Origin of the sequence: Legionella maioricensis (assembly GCF_023618015.1) — a bacterium.
Lineage (GTDB): Bacteria > Pseudomonadota > Gammaproteobacteria > Legionellales > Legionellaceae > Legionella > Legionella maioricensis.
Genome location: NZ_JAJKBJ010000021.1, coordinates 35,724 through 52,288, shown reverse-complemented (window position 1 = coordinate 52,288; position 16,565 = coordinate 35,724). Strand labels below are relative to the sequence as shown.

Below are 16,565 nucleotides of genomic sequence, written 5' to 3'. Positions count from 1 at the left end.
TTAAACCTGAATGTCTGACAATGAAAATAAGCCGCATAAAAACTTTTTGGATAGTTACCACATTATTTTTTTATACAGCAATAGTTTCCATCCGCTCAATACTTAAATATATTTTTAGTACGCCAACCCGCCCTTGGGTAGATAAAACCATCCACCATTGGATCGATCAACTATTAAATAAAGTCCAAGTTCAATATAGAGTAGTTAATCCATATAATGTCCAGCCCCAACCAGGCCAGGCAACTATTTTAATGTGTAATCATTCAAGCGCTTATGATATTCCTCTTGGGTTTAAAGTATTTCCTAATCATTCCATACGCATGCTTGCGAAAAGAGAACTGTCTAAAATTCCCTTATTGGGAAAAGGTATGGCTGCTGCTGAATTTCCTTTCATAGACAGAAAAAATAGATATCAGGCGATTAAAGACTTGGCCTATGCGCAGCAATTAATGGAAAGCGGCATCATTATCTGGATTGCTCCTGAAGGTACTCGCTCAAAAGACGGAAAACTCGCCCCCTTCAAAAAAGGTTCCTTCATTACTGCAATTCAAGCAAAGGCAACGATTATTCCCATCGGGATTAGAGGTGCATTTAATATCCTGCCGGCACGAACTTTTAGAATTAATCTAAAACAAAAAGCAGAAATTCATATTGGTAAGCCCATCGACGCAGCACAATTTACTGTTGAAAATAAAGATGAACTGATTAACCAAACCTACCAAAGTATCAAGGAACTCATGGGGGAAGATCTATCCTAATGTTTTACTCCATAGCCGCCCGAACTGGTCACTACTTTTGCAGCTAAACCTATATTTCTTGGGTCTGAAGTGGCAGTCAAGATGTTTCTCTCTTTATCCCAGGTAATAGCCTGCATGTCGCCATAATTCTGATTGAGTGGCATAAGTTGATAGCCCATTGCCTTCAATCCTTCCTGAATAGCAGGGGAAAAAGTATCCGGTTCAAATTGGATTACATCGGGTAAATATTGATGATGAAAACGCATCGCTGAAACCATACTAATCGCCCCGTAGGAATCATTAAAAATTAATGATGCAATTAACATCATGGTAGGAATACGACTCCCTCCTGGCGTACCAAGAATTGCAACTCGCCCAGGTAACTCTAAAAAGGTGGGGGTCATGCTCGACAGAGGCCTTTTGCCGGGCGCAATGATATTTTTCTCACTGCCAACTAAGCCAAATACATTCTGCTCGCCTAACTTAGTAGAAAAATCATCCATTTCATCATTCAACAATACACCTGTTCCCTTTGCAACAACGCTCGAACCAAAAATAAAATTCACCGTCATTGTCGCAGCTACCCGATTACCTTCGGAATCAATAATGGAAAAATGGGTAGTATTTGCTTGTTCCTGACTCGGCGGAGGGCCTTGCAATAGTTTACTGTCTATCGCCTTATCAGGAGAAATTAAAGTACTTAATAGTTTTGCATTATCTGCTGCAATTAATTTATTCACTGGAATAGTTATAAAATCCGGATCACCTAAAAACTGGTCCCGTTGCCAATAGGCTAAACGCATGGATTCAACCAGATAATGCACCCATTTCAACTTGGGAAAGGAAGATAATGGGTAATTCGCCAGAATATTAAGCATGGTTAACAGCCCCACTCCTCCAGCAGAAGGAGGAGGGGCAGTGATAATTAGCATATTGTGATAAGCACCCACCAATGGCTCTCTAATTTTGATTTTATAATCTGCCAAATCATCAAGAGTCCAAATGCCGCCTGCTGCGTTGACGTCATGTACTAAACGCTCGGCCACTTCACCGGTGTAAAAACCTTGCTCTCCCTTAGTTGCAATTAAACCCAATGTTTTAGCCAGATCCGTTTGAATAAGACGTTCACCAATGGCATAAGGTTGATTATTGTTCAAAAAAATTGCGGCTGTTGCTGGATATTTCCTTAAGAAGCTCAACCGATCATCCATCATGGAAAAATATCTAAATTGCTTGTCTACTAAAAAGCCTTCTTTAGCAAGTTTAATAGCAGGAGCAAGAGTTTTTGCAAGGGGCAATTGCCCATAATTCTTTGCAATATAAACCAAGGCAGCGGGCTGTCCGGGAATAGCAGCAGCTAACCCTCCATTCAATGATAAGCCAGGAATAACTTTGCCATCAGCCCCTAAGTACATGTTTTTTTTTGCTTTTTTTGGAGCAGTTTCTCTACCATCTATAAATATATTTTTATGATTTTTTTCCTGATGTAATAACCAGAATCCCCCTCCACCAAGACCAGAGTGATAAGGCGCCACTACTGCCAGGGTGGCTGCTACAGCCACCGCGGCATCAAAGGCATTACCGCCTTGAGCCAGAATTTCTAAACCGGCGTTGGTTGCTAATGGATGAGCGCTGGCTATAGCATAACCGGGTGGATAGGAATGCAATGGTTCAGAATGTAAAGGACTGCTCAGGAACAGTAAAAAAAAGCCCAAGCCTTTTAAGTTTATACGCGGAAACTGGAATAAGTGATACTTATGTTTCATTTTGTCTCTTATGTAATTCCCTCACCACTGCAGCCGGCACAAATTGAGAAATGTCACCATTTAATGCCGCAATTTCACGTACCAGGGTGGATGAGATAAACATCAGGTTTTCAGAAGGAGTTAAAAATAAAGTCTCCACTTGTTTGGATAATTTTCTGTTCATTCCTGCTAATTGAAACTCATATTCAAAATCCGATACTGCTCGTAAGCCCCGTAAAATAATTCCAGCTTTTTGCTCAAGAACAAAGTCGATTAACAGACTATCAAATCCAACCACTTGTACCCCAGGAATATCGCCTACCACTTCCTCCAACAATTGAATTCTTTTTTCTAAAGACAGATAGGGTCGTTTTGCTTTATTGCTGGCTACAGCGACTACAAGTTCAGGAAAAATTTTGGCGCCCCGGCTAATGATATCAATATGGCCATTAGTTACGGGATCAAAGGTACCCGGATATATTGCTTTTTGTTTCATATTCTTTAAACATCAATTGATTATAAAAGCAGTCTAGCGTATTGTTAATTGAAAAACTACAGAAATGGAATTGAGGTGAGTAATGAATACTACAAAACACTTAGGTATCCTGTCTTTTTGTTTATTAACCGCTTGTGCCCCACCCCCGCAGCCAGCTGAAGAACTGCCGACCAATAAAGTGATTCCCTTGGAAAAACGCAAATCTGAAACAGCAACTATTTCATCCTGGCAAATTCAGGGAGCAATGGCAGCCAAGAATAAAGCCAAAGGGTGGTCTGCCACAATGAATTGGGTACAACATGGCCCCAGCTCCTATCAAATACGCTTAATGGGACCTTTAGGCGGTGGTACTGTCGTCATTAACAAAAATGGCAGTGTTATCACATTCAAAGATGGGGCTAAAACTTCTACCTCCACCAATGCAGATGAATTGCTTCTAAAACAAACGGGTATTAGACTGCCAGTCAATAATCTTTACTATTGGGTCAGAGGATTACCGGCACCGGGAGGAGTTCAATCCGAACAACATGATAAATACAATCATTTAGTACAATTAAAACAAAATGGTTACACCATTAACTTTACAAAATATACCTCTGTTAAGGGTATTGATCTGCCTAGCATGATTCGCTTGGATGGTAATGGAGTAATGGTTAAAGTAGTAATAAAAAACTGGACGGTATAATTTATAAGAGTTCCGTTATCACTCATGGCGAAAAAACTGTCGTCTTTGTGGACCAAGTGAATAAATAAAGAACTGAATTTCAATTTTAACTCAGTCAGGATTGCTTCGCTAATGCTCGCAAAGACGGTTCAACTAATCGGCTCACCAATAAACGCCCGGTTATAAGTAGATTAACCAAGTACAATAAAAAAACAGCAGCCTAAATTTAATCCAACTAATAGGCGGTATAGAAAAGACAAATTTTATAAACTTAGGAAATCCGTCATTAAAAATTTAATTAATTTGCGTTCTAAAGTTGACATCATCGTAAAACCACTGCAAAATACGCAGCACAACGCAGGGATAAAAATTTTAGCTCAAGGATGAATTAAGAATCTACAAATTTTAGGGGTGTCGCCAAGCGGTAAGGCACAGGGTTTTGATCCCTGCATACCTAGGTTCGAATCCTAGCACCCCTGCCACTTTCTTGTTGATTCAAGTAAACAGACGGCAGAAGATACCCTGGAAGGATGCGTTCTTCGTATCGCTCAAATAATAATAATATCTTTCTGGCTGTCTTCTGCTATGTGTTTAAGTTAAGTGATTCACCTAATCTAAGGCTTTTTACACATGTCCACAATGATGATTTTTACGGGAAACGCTAACCCTGAATTAGCACTAAAGATTTCCTCTCACTTGCAAATACCCATTGGTCAAGCTACGGTCGGAACGTTTAGCGACGGGGAAACCATGGTTGAAATATTAGAGAATGTCCGGGGTAAGGACGTTTTTGTGCTCCAATCAACCTGTGCTCCTTCAAATAACAACTTAATGGAACTGCTGATTATGGCAGATGCCTTAAGAAGATCTTCCGCCGCGCGTATTACCGCTGTTGTTCCCTATTTTGGTTATGCTCGCCAAGATCGAAGAGTACGTTCTGCACGTGTTCCCATCACTGCTAAAGTGGTTGCTGATATGATGGCATCGGTTGGAATTTGCCGTGTACTTACTGTTGATTTACATGCCGATCAAATCCAGGGTTTTTTCTACATGCCCGTTGATAACGTTTATTCAACACCTATTCTTCTTGAAGACATTATGAGCCAGAATTTAAGTAATATTATGGTTGTCTCTCCGGATGTCGGCGGCGTAGTCAGAGCCAGAGCAATGGCCAAAAGACTGGAAGATGCAGAGCTATCAATAATTGATAAACGTCGTAGTGGGCCCAATAAATCGGAAGTGATGCACATCATCGGTGAGCCTGCTGATAAAAACTGTATTATTGTAGATGATATCGTTGATACAGCCGGAACTTTATGTACTGCTGCGCATGAACTAAAGAAAAATGGTGCAAAAAGCGTGCGAGCATACATTACTCACCCAGTGTTATCTGGTCCAGCCGTCAATAATATTAAACACTCCGGACTTGATGAAGTTGTAATAACAGACACTATTCCTTTATCAGAAGAGGCGCGAAACTGTGAAAAAATTCGCGTAGTTAGCCTTGCAGATATGCTTGCCCAAGCCATCAAAAGAGTTAACGTAGAAGAATCTGTCAGCTCAATGTTTGCTGAATAAAATTGAGTAGCCCGTATTGACGCAGTGTAATACGGGCTACACGCCCCTCCGAATATAATCCAATTTTGCTATGTCTCATTTCTATAAAGACATGCCAATTGTTTTTCTAAAACGTCTAAGCGTAATGGTGAAAAAAGCCGCTCCTATGAGAATAAGAATAGTAAACTGTGGCCATACTACTGGAAAACCCGCACCACGAAATAAAATTGCTTGAGCCAGACTGACAAAATGAGGAGTGGGTGTAAACATCATTATAAATCGAACTGCTTTCGGCATACTTTCCTGAGGGGTAAATCCTCCGGAGAGAAGCTCCATAGGTAACAAAATTAAAATTAAGAGGAGAGCAAACTGGGGCATTGAACGTGCTACTGTTGCCATGAATATGCCCATAGAAGTGGTGGCAAAAAGATTCAGGCTTACCCCGATAAAAAATAAAGTCAGAGAACCTTCAATAGGCACTGATAAAATTCCCTGGACAACAATTAATAACGAGAAAATGGAAGCAAGCAGCACGACCAGAGCCATAGACCATATTTTACTGACCATAATTTCGAAAGGAGTCACCGGCATCACCAATAGATGCTCAATAGTGCCGTGTTCCCGCTCTCGTATTAAAGCGGCTCCGGTTAATACGATAGATAGCATTGTAATCTCATTAATGATCTGCATAAGAGCGCCAAACCACACTTTGGTGAGCGCTGGATTAAAGCGCATCCGTATGGCTAAATCAACTGATGAGAAGGGGGCGGCGCGATAACGACTAATAAATGCATTAACTTCTTGATTAATAATCGTGTAGATATAACTATTGCCGTTAAAAGCTTGGCTCAGACGGGTAGCATCAACATTAAGCTGAATAGTTGGAGATCTGCCCGCTAATAAATCTTTTTGAAATTCAGGGGGAATATCCACAATAAAAGTATAAATACCTTCATCCATACCTTTATCAATATCTGCCGGCGTAATCATTACTGGTTTTATAAAATGAGGGGGGTAGAAGGAATCTGTTATGCGTTGAGATAGAGCTGATTGATCTTCATCAACAATTGCTATTGGTGCTTTGTTCAGGACTTCTGGCAATGCTTTTGCCCCAGAGTAGACCGAAACAGTAAAGGCAAAAAGAATGAGCACCACCATTATTGGATCACGGATTAAACTGTTAAATTCTTTAAAACCCAATTGCAGTATATTTGAGCGTTTCATTTAAGCCTCCTGTTTTTTCAGAAAAAGAAGACAAAGGCCAAATAGAATAGGAATGGTGATAATTAAAGGCAAAAAAGCAAAATACAAATCGTTAAAACTCAGTCCCTTGGAAAAAACACCCCGGCAAATAGTAAGAAAATAAGTAACAGGATAGATACTTCCAATAAAAGCCCCTATTCCCTCTAACGAAGCAACAGGCTCAATCATGCCAGAAAACTGTGTCGTAGGGAGAATAGTTAACAATGCAGTACCAAAAACTGCAGCCGTTTGGCTGCGCATGAAAGTTGAAATAAAAAAACCCATCGCTGTTGCTATAGTCACATAGAAAAAAGCCCCCAGCAGGAGGGTGAGGAAGCTTCCTTTTATTGGTACTTGAAACATCACTATTGCCAGGATAACGAGAAGCAAAAAATTAAATAAGGCTAAAACAATATAAGGTAGCAGCTTACCTAATAAAAATTCCCAGCGGGTAATCGGAGTCACGTAGAAATTGATAATTGAACCTAATTCTTTCTCACGAACTACGGATAGTGCTGTCAGCATAGAAGGAATAAGCATTAGTAACAGAGGAATGACGGCCGGGACCATTGCCGGTAAACTTTTTACGTCAGGATTATAACGAAAACGTGTTTCAATATTAAAAGGTAATAAAGCATTGCCCCCTAAGTTCTTGGTAAGTTGAGTTAACCACAGTGAATGAATAGCATAGAGATAACTTTGCACTGTTTCAGCACGCTGCGGCATTGCTCCGTCTATCCAGGCACCTATTAAGGTTGGCTTCCCTCGTTTCAAATCTTTAGAAAAATCGGGGGGAATCTCCAAGGCTAAACTCAGTTTCCCTGCCCTCATTCGTCTATCAAGATTAGCATAATCACGAATTGGTTCCTGTTCGATAAAATAGCGCGAACCAGAGATATTTAGTTGATAATCTTCACTGATGTTTGTTTGATCCCTGTCAAGAACAGCAAAAGATAAATTTTCCACATCAATGTTGAGACCGTAACTCATTACGATCATGAGAATAAGACTGCCTATCAAAGCCAGTGTTGCCCGAACAGGATCGTGAATTAATTCAATCGCCTCTCGACGCATGTAGCTGTAGACACGTTGCCAAGACTGAAACCGTTGCCGAGTAGGCTCTTGTCTGGATTGAGAAGGAAATTGATTAGGGATTAAAGATGAAAGAGGTTTATTTTCTTCCTCAGCCGTCCCGGAAGCCTCTTGTAAATAGCTGATAAACGCCTCTTCCAGTGTTTGAGAGTTCTTGGCTTTAATTATATTAAGAGGCGTATCGGTAACCAGGATACGGCCAGCATGCATTAGAGAAACACGATCACAACGCAGCGCTTCATTCATAAAATGTGTCGATATGAAAATAGTTACTTGCTCATGGCGTGATAAATCAATGATGAGCTTCCAAAAAAGCTCCCGGGCAATAGGGTCAACACCAGAAGTGGGTTCATCCAAAATTAATATTTCTGGTTGATGAATAAACGCAACCGCAAGAGACAAACGTTGACGTAATCCAAGAGGTAATGAATCAGGAAGCGAATCCCGATGCTCAACAAGTTCAAAGCGTTTCAGTAAAAAATTAATGCGCTCGGGAATATCAGCACTTGGTAAATGAAACAATTTTGCATGAAGCATTAAATTTTGTTGAACCGTCAGCTCTGAATAAAGAGAAAAAGCTTGGGACATATAGCCTATACGCTGTCTCATCTGTAGATTAGTAGCATCCACGTCCTGACCAAATAATTTCGCCTCTCCTTCAGTAGCCGTCAATAAACCGGTTACCATTTTCATGAATGTTGTTTTCCCACAACCATTTGAGCCTAGAAAACCAAAGATCTCCCCCTTTTCTACATGTAAATTCACATGATCAACTGCAGTGAAATCGCCAAATGATTTGGTTAATCCTTTTGCCTCAATGGCAACGGTCGCCTCAGCTTCTTCTTTATCTTTAAATGGAGGGATTACTATTTTTTGATAACCATTCTGTTGCTCCTGTGGCAACAAAGCAATAAAAGCATCGTCTAAGGTTAAAGTTTCTGTTTGATGCAGTAAGTCTTGTGGGGTGCCTGTAGCCATTATGCGACCTGCGTTCATTGCGACCAACCAATCAAATTCTGCCGCTTCCTCCATATAAGCTGTTGCAACCAATACGCTCATTCCAGGATGACTGTTACGAATTTGTCCAATTAGCTGCCAAAACTGATGGCGAGATAATGGATCTACTCCTGTAGTTGGTTCATCAAGAATCAACAGCTCCGGGGAATGGATGAGTACACAGCATAACCCCAGTTTTTGTTTCATCCCCCCCGATAACTTACCCGCGGGTCGGTTTTTAAAAGGTAATAGGCCAGTTACCTTGAGGAGATTTAAAATAACCTCCTCTCGCTCCTCTTTTGCATAACCAAAAAGTCGACCAAAAAAATCGATATTTTCATAGACAGAGAGAGTTTGATATAAATTTTTACCTAATCCTTGTGGCATATAGGCTATTTTTGAGCAGACCGCTTTACGGTGGGATACATCCTGCATATTGCCATCCAAAACATCAACTCTCCCTGATTGAATAACATGGGCTCCAGAAATGATGGACAACAAAGTCGATTTACCCACGCCATCTGGTCCAATAAAACCAATCAGTTTGTCACCTGGCAGTACCAGGCTGATGTCATCAAGAATTAATTTCAGATTATATTTTAAATTCAGATTCGTGATTGTTACCATGCTGTTTTGTTGAGGAAAACGTTTATTTAAAGTGCTAGTCATGAGGTAATTTCACTTGTAATTCTTTGGGCCAGGGCGTATCAGGATTAAGCTTTATATAAGCCACACCTGGCAAACCGGTTTTGACACTGTGAATGTATTTTTTTAATAAGGCAGGGGCAATTCTTGCTTTAATACGAAACATCAGCTTTTGGCGTTCACTAGCTGTTTCCACTGTTTTGGGAGTAAATTGAGCCACATCGGCTACAAAACTGACTTTTGCTGGAATAACATATTTAGGAGCTGCATCGAGAATCAAACGAACTTCTCCACCGATATGTACTTTACCGGCCTCATCTGTCGGTAAAAAAAAGTTCATATAGACATCACTCAGATCGATCATGTTCAATACCTTGCCGCCTGCACTGAGAACCTCTCCTGGTTGAGCAACACGATATTGAACACGCCCATCACGCGGTGCTTTCAGTGCACTGTCTTTCAGATCAGCTTGCAAGCGTTCGATGGTTGCCTTCCGGGCAACAACTAAAAATTGATCCCCTATTACTTGTGACTGAGCAGTCACTATTGCCGTATCAGCGGCAGCAACCTGGGCTTTCGCCGAACTCAGGGACGCTTGCGCGCTATAAAAGTGGGCACGAGCTTCATCAAGCGCATCAGCGGTAGCAATATTTCTTTTAGCAAGAGTTTGGGTGCGTTCAAATCGTTTTTTTAATAGATCTAATTCAGCTTCTCGTTGAGAAACCACTGCAAGGGCAGCATCCTTTTCACTTTGGCGTTGCCTTACTTGACTCTGAGAGGCAACAACACTGCTTTTAGCTTGTTCTTCTTGGGCTTTTGCTTCACGAATCTGGGCCTCAAGGGTTTCCGTATCCATGTTGGCGACGACTTCTCCTGCACTTACATAATCGCCTTCATCCACCTTGATGTCTTTGACACGTCCCGCAACTTTGGTAGCAATATCAATATCTACTGCTTCAATACGCCCATTTCCACTTGCAAAGTCCTTACCGAAACCTTGGGGTTGAAGGTACCACCAAAGTAAAAAAATACTTGCGCCAATCAATGCAGCTCCAAGCAGCCATCCTTTCTTCCATCCGTAGAACATTTTTGACCTCAGTTCTGTATGTTTTGTTTTTTGGTTCAAAAGATAAATCTACTAATATTTTCCAATAACTCTAGTAGTCAAATTAATTTCATGTGATTACCTATAATGCTAGCGTTAATAAGACGAACAATCCATTTATAATTCGTATAGATACTTATTTAAGCTTCTATTAAAAAACTGACGATATTTTATTGATGACCATTTCCGAGACGGAAAAACTATACCCCAATCATCTAGGTTATAAATACTGATGCACTACTTGCATATGATAAGAATCCGGCTTTACGCGAAGGTTGTAGCCCCCCCAACCATGCCCTGTTGACCAGAGAGTCCAGCCGACAAAACCAAAATCCTTGTCTTTAGCCGAATTATCTTGCATGTATTGCATGAATTCATTAAGAGGTTGGCTACAACTTGAAGCATTAGCCCCAGTACCAAACTCAGTAACCATTGCTTTAAGCTTATTCTTTTCCAAATATTGAGTAAAAGCAGCCAAATTAAATCCATTAGGACCTGTTGTTTTAAGATCTTGCTGGCAAGTATCATGAGTACCACTATAATCACTATCCAGATATTGATGCACGTTGATAACAATATTGGATAAATCAATTATTCCGGCTTTAACGAAATTCTCCCGGGTAAATAAACTGGCATTGGTATACGTTTTCCCATCGCTTCCTACCCATTCTCCGGTTGTCCAGGAGTGGAGACCGGTCCAATTATTACCTTCTATTAAAATAGTACCTTTAAATTGCTGCTGACGAAGCATTTTTATCAAGGCGACCTGGATTGTAAACACTTTATCATCAGGAACAGCGACAGGTTCATTCATCAGATCAATCACAATATATTCTTTATCAATGCTGTTGTCTTCCTGGATAAGGGCCACCAATTGTCCCCATACGGATTGATAAGCCTTATCCTCTAAAATTAAACGACCATCAGGACAAGGAGCATTGGCAAAACACCCCGAATACTGCTCACCAAATTTCGAATAGCGCATGTAGGCATGTAAATCGACAACAGCATGTACTTTAGCTTTGGTCAATGTTTGTAAAAGAGGTTTAATATAATTGAGATAATAGTCCTTGTTGATAGTACCACTACCAGGCCCATCCAATTGTAAATATCCCCAACTTACAGGGATTCTAACGGTATTCATGCCCACTTCAATAAAAGAAGCAGTATCTTTAAGATCAGAATAAGGACTATTTTGATCCTGAATAGAAAGGTTAGGAACTACTGTAGGGTCAATGACCTTACCAAATTCAAGACCAGATAAATTAATCCCTGCAAATTGCCAGTGAGTAGCGGGCTGAGCGGTTGTTAAATCCTCATTCATTTCAATTGGTGTATAAGCTATAGAACCGCTAAGCCGTCCATTGATGTCGATACCAGGATTGCTGTATTGAATATGGACCCCCTCAGGAGGTAGATAACGAGTTATTGCATTACTGCCATTGCTTAAATTAAGGTCCATCCACCCTAAGTAGCTATCACTCATTTCACAACCATTGAAGCGGAGTGCAGCCCCTACATAATTATCTGCACCTACATCAACTGACTTTTCAGGAGCCAGTTTCAACTGATTTTTTTGAATACAAACATAAGGTTTCAAACTACCATTAGGCCCAACTCCTTGGATATTATTGGTGAGAACAGTAGCAAGGGCAACTCCAGGAAGTAAAGAAATCAAAGGTATCGCTTTTATCACCATGAGCTCCAAAGTGAATTTATTTGATAAAAGATGTATAATATTGCATCAAAGAAAGATTAATAACCTGTCTTTTATGACAGGTTTTGGAGGAATGATGCATGAAGTGAACTATCGAATGTCCGAAAGCCTTTCAGTAGATGCATTAAAACAGATCCTTATTGAGTACTTTGCTAAAGAAGGTATAACAAGTCTTGCATTTACCTTTTATAAACATCATACCAAAACAGGTGGTCAAATCATTTATGACTGGGTCAGCCCCCCCTTACGCCCATGGCATCAGCATTATTTAGAACAAAAATATGCAGACATCGACAGGACACTCGAGTCATCAGAACGTTCCCTTATTCCTGTTTATTGGGATGTGCATCAACAATTAACGCACGCCAAAAATAGCCGTGAGCAACGGATACGTAAAGAATCTATAGACTTTGGAATAGATAAGGGACTTAATATCCCTGTTCATGGTTCCTCTGGTGATCTTGTCGTTTTAGTATTACATCAGCGAGTACAGCAGAACGGATTAGAACTCTGGCAAAATAAACAATATCACTGGATGGCCATAACGCAGTGTTATTTTCATTACTTAAGAAAACTACTGTTATCCGAGCATGAAGCGGCCAAAATACATTTGACCAATCGAGAACAACAGTGCCTTGAGTTAACAGCGCAAGGTTTTCGCATTGGGATGATTGCAGAGAATTTGGGTATTACCCAACGGACCTGTAATTTTCACTTACAGAATGCCAATAAAAAACTGGGCGTGGCCAATAAATACTTAGCAGCTACTCGCTGGCTGGAAGAGAAACAAAACTAGAATTATAAATAAACCTCCCAGTACGCCTCTTAGCATCCTTCAAATAGGCCTTCGCCATTAAGTTAAGAAAAAACCTCATCTCGAGCATAGCGAGAGATCTCCTGAATATTAAGATATCTTTGTCGCAAGCTCCTCCGAATGACGAAAAAACTCCTTAACTTAAAGGCAGTGGTCATTTTCCTGTCCCGTTATGAAGACTATCATCCAAAGATGTTCTAAAGTTAATGTAACCCATTAATTATATGTTGAGAGCAGCATGTGTCTTGCATTAATAGCCATAGACCAACATCCACTATATCCTCTAATCATTTTATCCAATCGAGATGAGTTTTATAAAAGAGCTACCGTCCCTGCTCATTATTGGCAGGAAAATCCCAATATATTTTCAGGTAAAGATTTGGTTGGCGGCGGTACTTGGCTTGGGGTTAATAAAAGTGGCCATTTTTCCCTGATAACTAATTATCGAAACCCTAACCTTTATGATTTATTGATGCAATCACGGGGGCTGTTAGCAAAAAATTTTCTCTTCGAAAGCATCCATACGACACCCTCTGCCTATGTAAAAAAAATCGCGCGGGTTTCTAATAATTACAATCCATTCAATTTGGTTGTTGGGAATAAAGCGGCTATTACTTATTATTCAAATGTAATAAATAAAACCAAAAAATTAACCAGGAATCTCTATGGTATTAGTAATCATTTATTAGATACTCCCTGGTATAAGGTATTAAGAGCCAAGGACTTATTTAATAAATTAAGAGATGAACTGATAACCTGTGAGGCTCCTGATGCAATAGAAAAACGGTTGTTTTCTATTTTAGAAGACAAGACCCTCGCTCCGGATAATTTATTACCTAATACCGGTGTTTCAGTAGAATTAGAGAAATCACTTAGTTCAATTTTCGTGAATATACCGAACCAAGCATATGGAACCAGGAGTTCCACGATTATCTTATTTGCAAAAAATAATCTCTTTTTTTCTGAAAAAACATTTATAAACGCGCAACTCACCTCTTTGGAAAGAACTAATATAAAAATGGAATAAAAAATAGAAATAGGTCTTATTGCAAACGGATGCCCCAAAACACTGTTTTTAACTTTGTAAATGGTATTGTTCATATCCAAATGATAAGCTCTTTTGGAGCCAAATAAGGGCTCTACCCCAAATAAGTCACCCAGCAAACGGTGCATGATTGGACAAATGCACATTAGCAGAATTACCAGGTTCCTAATATGAAGCATACTTGGAGCAACAATAGATTTTTTAGAGCGATTGATGTTTTTCTCATCTTTTTACGTCTTGGCTTAACCTCATTTGGAGGCCCGGTCGCGCATCTGGGCTATTTCCGAGAGGAGTTTGTCGAAAGACGTCAATGGCTTAACGAACATGCTTATAGTGATCTGGTAGCACTTTGCCAGCTCTTGCCTGGGCCTGCAAGTAGTCAAGTCGGGATTGCCATTGGATTATCACGAGCTGGATATTTAGGTGCTGTGGTATCCTGGTTGGGCTTTACCCTGCCATCTGCCCTTATTCTGGTGCTTATTGCTTTTGGATTAACCAAGATTGGTAATGCACTTGATGCAGGATGGCTGCATGGCCTTAAAATCATAGCGGTCGCTGTAGTTGCTCAAGCAGTTTGGCAGATGAGTAAAACGCTTTGTCCGGATCTCATCCGTAAACTATTTGCTGTAGTAGCCGCATTGATTGCTGTACTGTTTCCTAATGCATGGGGACAAGTGGGCGTCATCCTAAGTGGAGGATTAATCGGATGGCTTCTCTTAAAAAATGCCCCCCTCTTTCCTCATGTTCATTTGCCAATAAAAATAAGCAAATGCTCTGGAATAATTGCCCTTTCTTTATTTTTTACGTTGCTTATTTTATTACCTCTTCTATCAGCGAGCACTCACAATAACTTTTTTTATATCTGTGAAGGTTTTTTTCGTGCCGGCTCACTTGTTTTTGGTGGAGGACATGTTGTCTTGCCTCTCTTGCAATCAGTGGTGGTTCCTGCAGGATTAATAACCAATGAACTGTTTCTCGCAGGCTATGGAGCAGCCCAAGCGGGGCCTGGTCCTTTATTTTCTTTTGCTGCCTATCTTGGAGCTATTTTAAAACTGGCGCCCAATGGACTATTGGGAGCGTCTACCTGTCTCATCGCTATTTATTTGCCATCATTTCTGATAGTTATTGGGGTCTTGCCCTTTTGGGAACAACTTCGCCGTTATCAAGCCATGAAACAAGCGATGCAAGGGATAAATGCAGTTGTTGTAGGCTTACTTCTCGCTGCTTTGTACAATCCTGTTTGGACCAATGCAATTTACAATGCTGTTGACTTTTGTGTCGCATTAGGAGCATTTCTGCTGCTTAATTTTTGGAAGTTTCCTTCCTGGGTAGTGGTATTAATAGGGGCTGGTATTGGGCAAATCATAAAATGAAGTAACCAAACAAGGAAGTCCTGGCATACCCGCAAATTTTATTTTCGAATCCAATTAATCGACCCAATGTGCACCTGATTACCAGGTGTGTCATGGGAAATGCAAAAAATGCGAATGGCCGATAAGAAAGGCTTAATTTCTTTCCCCTATAGTTCTTTTAGTGAACTTATTGGGGAAAATATGATTAACAATGATGAGATAATACGATTAACGCTTTGCAGCGAACTGACTAGCCACATACAGCATTATTTAAAAGCGATGAGTATTGATTGCCTCCCGCTAGAATGGGATATAAGATCAAATCAGCAGATTGTTTCTAACTGTTTCCTTACTGAAAATGCCCCCAATACTACTCCTATTCTAACTGCTTTAACTCAATCAGGGATGTTTACAGGAGTTAGTATTGTTCAGTCAAGAACCGAAGAGGGCAAATCAAGAATATTGCTTAAGACAGATAGTTTCTCAAATTTACTTGATAAATTTAAGCATGCACAATATTTCAATACACTGATACAGATATTACCTATCTCTGGGGTTATCTGTCTTCCTTCATCACAAAGTAATCAATTAACAATTCAAGCATGTAATTTGCAACGTAATAGTTACGAGCAAATACCTAATTTACTCAACTTATTAATGATTTATTGGAAAGAACTATCGCCATCTAAAATCGCTATTTCATGTCAAGAAGTGGACCTCCTCATTAATAAGCACAGACAATTATGTCTGGACTACCTGATTCAATCCATTAAAAATATTGATGAGGGAAGTGAAAATTTTATGTCAGCATTAAATGTCGAATATTTTCACCAAAATAGATTTGGCGTCAATATGAATTACTCCCAAGAATCTTGGAGAACAACACCAGGAGTTCTTTTCCAAGTTAAAAACAAAAAAGCGACGCTTAAAAAATTTGAGGAGATGCATCCGGGAATACTTGAAGTAAAAGTCAGTGGATATTTAATGTTTAAGGATGCGGTAATGCCCTGCGGTATTAAGCCCAAACGCCTTTTGGATATTCCTTTCATCATTAAAGATATAACCTTGGCGAGTATGCGACAATCTCGTAGTAATTATCTTGATAGTCTTCTGGTTTTTAAAGGAAAACCAAAAGATTATGGATTTTCAAGCTTCCCATATGAAATTTCAAAGATGATTTTATTACACGTTTGTGACGATTCTGCTCTGCTCACTGCACGCGAAAAGAATGAACATATTGATCGCATAGCAAATTATAAACTGTCTTAAGTTACGTATTCTCGGTCATTTAGGTTTGCGCCTTCACTAATTGACAGCAGTACCTAAAAAAGTGAACAGTATAAATGGCTAAGTTTCGC

At 39.9% G+C, this 16,565-nt stretch carries 13 protein-coding genes and 1 tRNA gene; 8 read left to right on the top strand and 6 right to left on the bottom strand.

All coding sequences use genetic code 11. From position 1 onward, the window contains the following. Positions 1–20: 20 nt before the first annotated feature. Complete coding sequence (locus LOX96_RS14285) at positions 21–758, top strand: lysophospholipid acyltransferase family protein (RefSeq protein WP_250423280.1); 738 nt, start codon at positions 21–23, stop codon at positions 756–758. Here LOX96_RS14285 and ggt read toward each other — a convergent pair. Together ggt and coaD are read right to left on the bottom strand one after the other, a co-directional pair. Further along, entirely contained in the window at positions 755–2,503 is a 1,749-nt protein-coding gene (gene ggt / locus LOX96_RS14280) for a gamma-glutamyltransferase (RefSeq protein WP_250423244.1), read from the bottom strand. The genes LOX96_RS14285 and ggt overlap by 4 nt on opposite strands. Further along, positions 2,493–2,978, bottom strand: coding sequence for a pantetheine-phosphate adenylyltransferase (coaD, locus tag LOX96_RS14275; RefSeq protein ID WP_250423242.1), 486 nt, complete (start codon positions 2,976–2,978; stop codon positions 2,493–2,495). Before coaD ends, ggt begins: the two co-directional genes overlap by 11 nt. A gap of 82 nt (positions 2,979–3,060) precedes the next feature. Between coaD and lolB the strand changes: the two genes are divergently transcribed. The 3 genes from lolB to LOX96_RS14260 all read left to right on the top strand — a co-directional run bounded on the left by lolB (position 3,061) and on the right by LOX96_RS14260 (position 5,220). Further along, positions 3,061–3,663 carry a lipoprotein insertase outer membrane protein LolB gene (gene lolB / locus LOX96_RS14270; protein WP_250423241.1) on the top strand — a complete coding sequence of 201 codons (603 nt, stop codon included), beginning with the start codon at positions 3,061–3,063 and terminating at the stop codon, positions 3,661–3,663. Positions 3,664–4,049: 386 nt separating this feature from the next. After that, positions 4,050–4,124 (top strand) — tRNA-Gln (locus LOX96_RS14265). Positions 4,125–4,272: 148 nt separating this feature from the next. Further along, positions 4,273–5,220 carry a ribose-phosphate pyrophosphokinase gene (locus tag LOX96_RS14260; protein ID WP_250423239.1) on the top strand — a complete coding sequence of 316 codons (948 nt, stop codon included), beginning with the start codon at positions 4,273–4,275 and terminating at the stop codon, positions 5,218–5,220. Positions 5,221–5,301: 81 nt separating this feature from the next. On the opposite strand, the gene LOX96_RS14255 is transcribed toward LOX96_RS14260, so the two are convergent. The 4 genes from LOX96_RS14255 to LOX96_RS14240 all read right to left on the bottom strand — a co-directional run bounded on the left by LOX96_RS14255 (position 5,302) and on the right by LOX96_RS14240 (position 11,978). Beyond that, the gene (locus tag LOX96_RS14255; RefSeq protein WP_250423235.1) at positions 5,302–6,423 is read right to left on the bottom strand and encodes an ABC transporter permease; all 1,122 of its coding nucleotides are present in this window, start codon (positions 6,421–6,423) and stop codon (positions 5,302–5,304) included. Beyond that, complete coding sequence (gene rbbA, locus LOX96_RS14250) at positions 6,424–9,198, bottom strand: ribosome-associated ATPase/putative transporter RbbA (RefSeq protein ID WP_348645855.1); 2,775 nt, start codon at positions 9,196–9,198, stop codon at positions 6,424–6,426. After that, positions 9,191–10,261: an HlyD family secretion protein gene (locus tag LOX96_RS14245; protein ID WP_250423232.1), complete on the bottom strand. Its 1,071-nt coding sequence runs from the start codon at positions 10,259–10,261 to the stop codon at positions 9,191–9,193. The genes rbbA and LOX96_RS14245 overlap by 8 nt, the downstream gene beginning before the upstream one ends. A gap of 238 nt (positions 10,262–10,499) precedes the next feature. Further along, entirely contained in the window at positions 10,500–11,978 is a 1,479-nt protein-coding gene (locus tag LOX96_RS14240; RefSeq protein WP_250423231.1) for a glycoside hydrolase family 5 protein, read from the bottom strand. 91 nt (positions 11,979–12,069) lie between these two features. Here LOX96_RS14240 and LOX96_RS14235 point away from each other — a divergent pair, with 91 nt between their 5' ends. The 4 genes from LOX96_RS14235 (at position 12,070) to LOX96_RS14220 (ending at position 16,476) form a co-directional block, all read left to right on the top strand. After that, on the top strand, positions 12,070–12,792 hold the full coding sequence (locus tag LOX96_RS14235) for a helix-turn-helix transcriptional regulator (protein WP_250423228.1): 723 nt from the start codon (positions 12,070–12,072) through the stop codon (positions 12,790–12,792). Between the two features lie 256 nt (positions 12,793–13,048). Further along, positions 13,049–13,837 carry an NRDE family protein gene (locus LOX96_RS14230; RefSeq protein WP_250423225.1) on the top strand — a complete coding sequence of 263 codons (789 nt, stop codon included), beginning with the start codon at positions 13,049–13,051 and terminating at the stop codon, positions 13,835–13,837. 188 nt (positions 13,838–14,025) lie between these two features. Further along, the gene (gene chrA / locus LOX96_RS14225; protein WP_250423223.1) at positions 14,026–15,228 is read left to right on the top strand and encodes a chromate efflux transporter; all 1,203 of its coding nucleotides are present in this window, start codon (positions 14,026–14,028) and stop codon (positions 15,226–15,228) included. Between the two features lie 99 nt (positions 15,229–15,327). Next, positions 15,328–16,476 (top strand): hypothetical protein, encoded by a 1,149-nt coding sequence (locus tag LOX96_RS14220; protein WP_250423220.1) that lies wholly within the window; start codon positions 15,328–15,330, stop codon positions 16,474–16,476. Positions 16,477–16,565 lie beyond the last annotated feature (89 nt).

Excerpts from the sequence above, each read along its gene's own strand:
- LOX96_RS14245 (WP_250423232.1), bottom strand. The coding sequence starts at position 10,261 with ATGTTCTACGGATGGAAGAAAGGATGGCTGCTTGGAGCTGCATTGATT.
- coaD (WP_250423242.1), bottom strand. The coding sequence starts at position 2,978 with ATGAAACAAAAAGCAATATATCCGGGTACCTTTGATCCCGTAACTAAT.
- LOX96_RS14260 (WP_250423239.1), top strand. The coding sequence starts at position 4,273 with ATGTCCACAATGATGATTTTTACGGGAAACGCTAACCCTGAATTAGCA.
- LOX96_RS14255 (WP_250423235.1), bottom strand. The coding sequence starts at position 6,423 with ATGAAACGCTCAAATATACTGCAATTGGGTTTTAAAGAATTTAACAGT.
- LOX96_RS14220 (WP_250423220.1), top strand. The coding sequence starts at position 15,328 with ATGCAAAAAATGCGAATGGCCGATAAGAAAGGCTTAATTTCTTTCCCC.
- chrA (WP_250423223.1), top strand. The coding sequence starts at position 14,026 with ATGAAGCATACTTGGAGCAACAATAGATTTTTTAGAGCGATTGATGTT.
- LOX96_RS14285 (WP_250423280.1), top strand. The coding sequence starts at position 21 with ATGAAAATAAGCCGCATAAAAACTTTTTGGATAGTTACCACATTATTT.
- LOX96_RS14230 (WP_250423225.1), top strand. The coding sequence starts at position 13,049 with ATGTGTCTTGCATTAATAGCCATAGACCAACATCCACTATATCCTCTA.
- ggt (WP_250423244.1), bottom strand. The coding sequence starts at position 2,503 with ATGAAACATAAGTATCACTTATTCCAGTTTCCGCGTATAAACTTAAAA.
- LOX96_RS14240 (WP_250423231.1), bottom strand. The coding sequence starts at position 11,978 with ATGGTGATAAAAGCGATACCTTTGATTTCTTTACTTCCTGGAGTTGCC.
- rbbA (WP_348645855.1), bottom strand. The coding sequence starts at position 9,198 with ATGACTAGCACTTTAAATAAACGTTTTCCTCAACAAAACAGCATGGTA.
- lolB (WP_250423241.1), top strand. The coding sequence starts at position 3,061 with ATGAATACTACAAAACACTTAGGTATCCTGTCTTTTTGTTTATTAACC.
- LOX96_RS14235 (WP_250423228.1), top strand. The coding sequence starts at position 12,070 with ATGATGCATGAAGTGAACTATCGAATGTCCGAAAGCCTTTCAGTAGAT.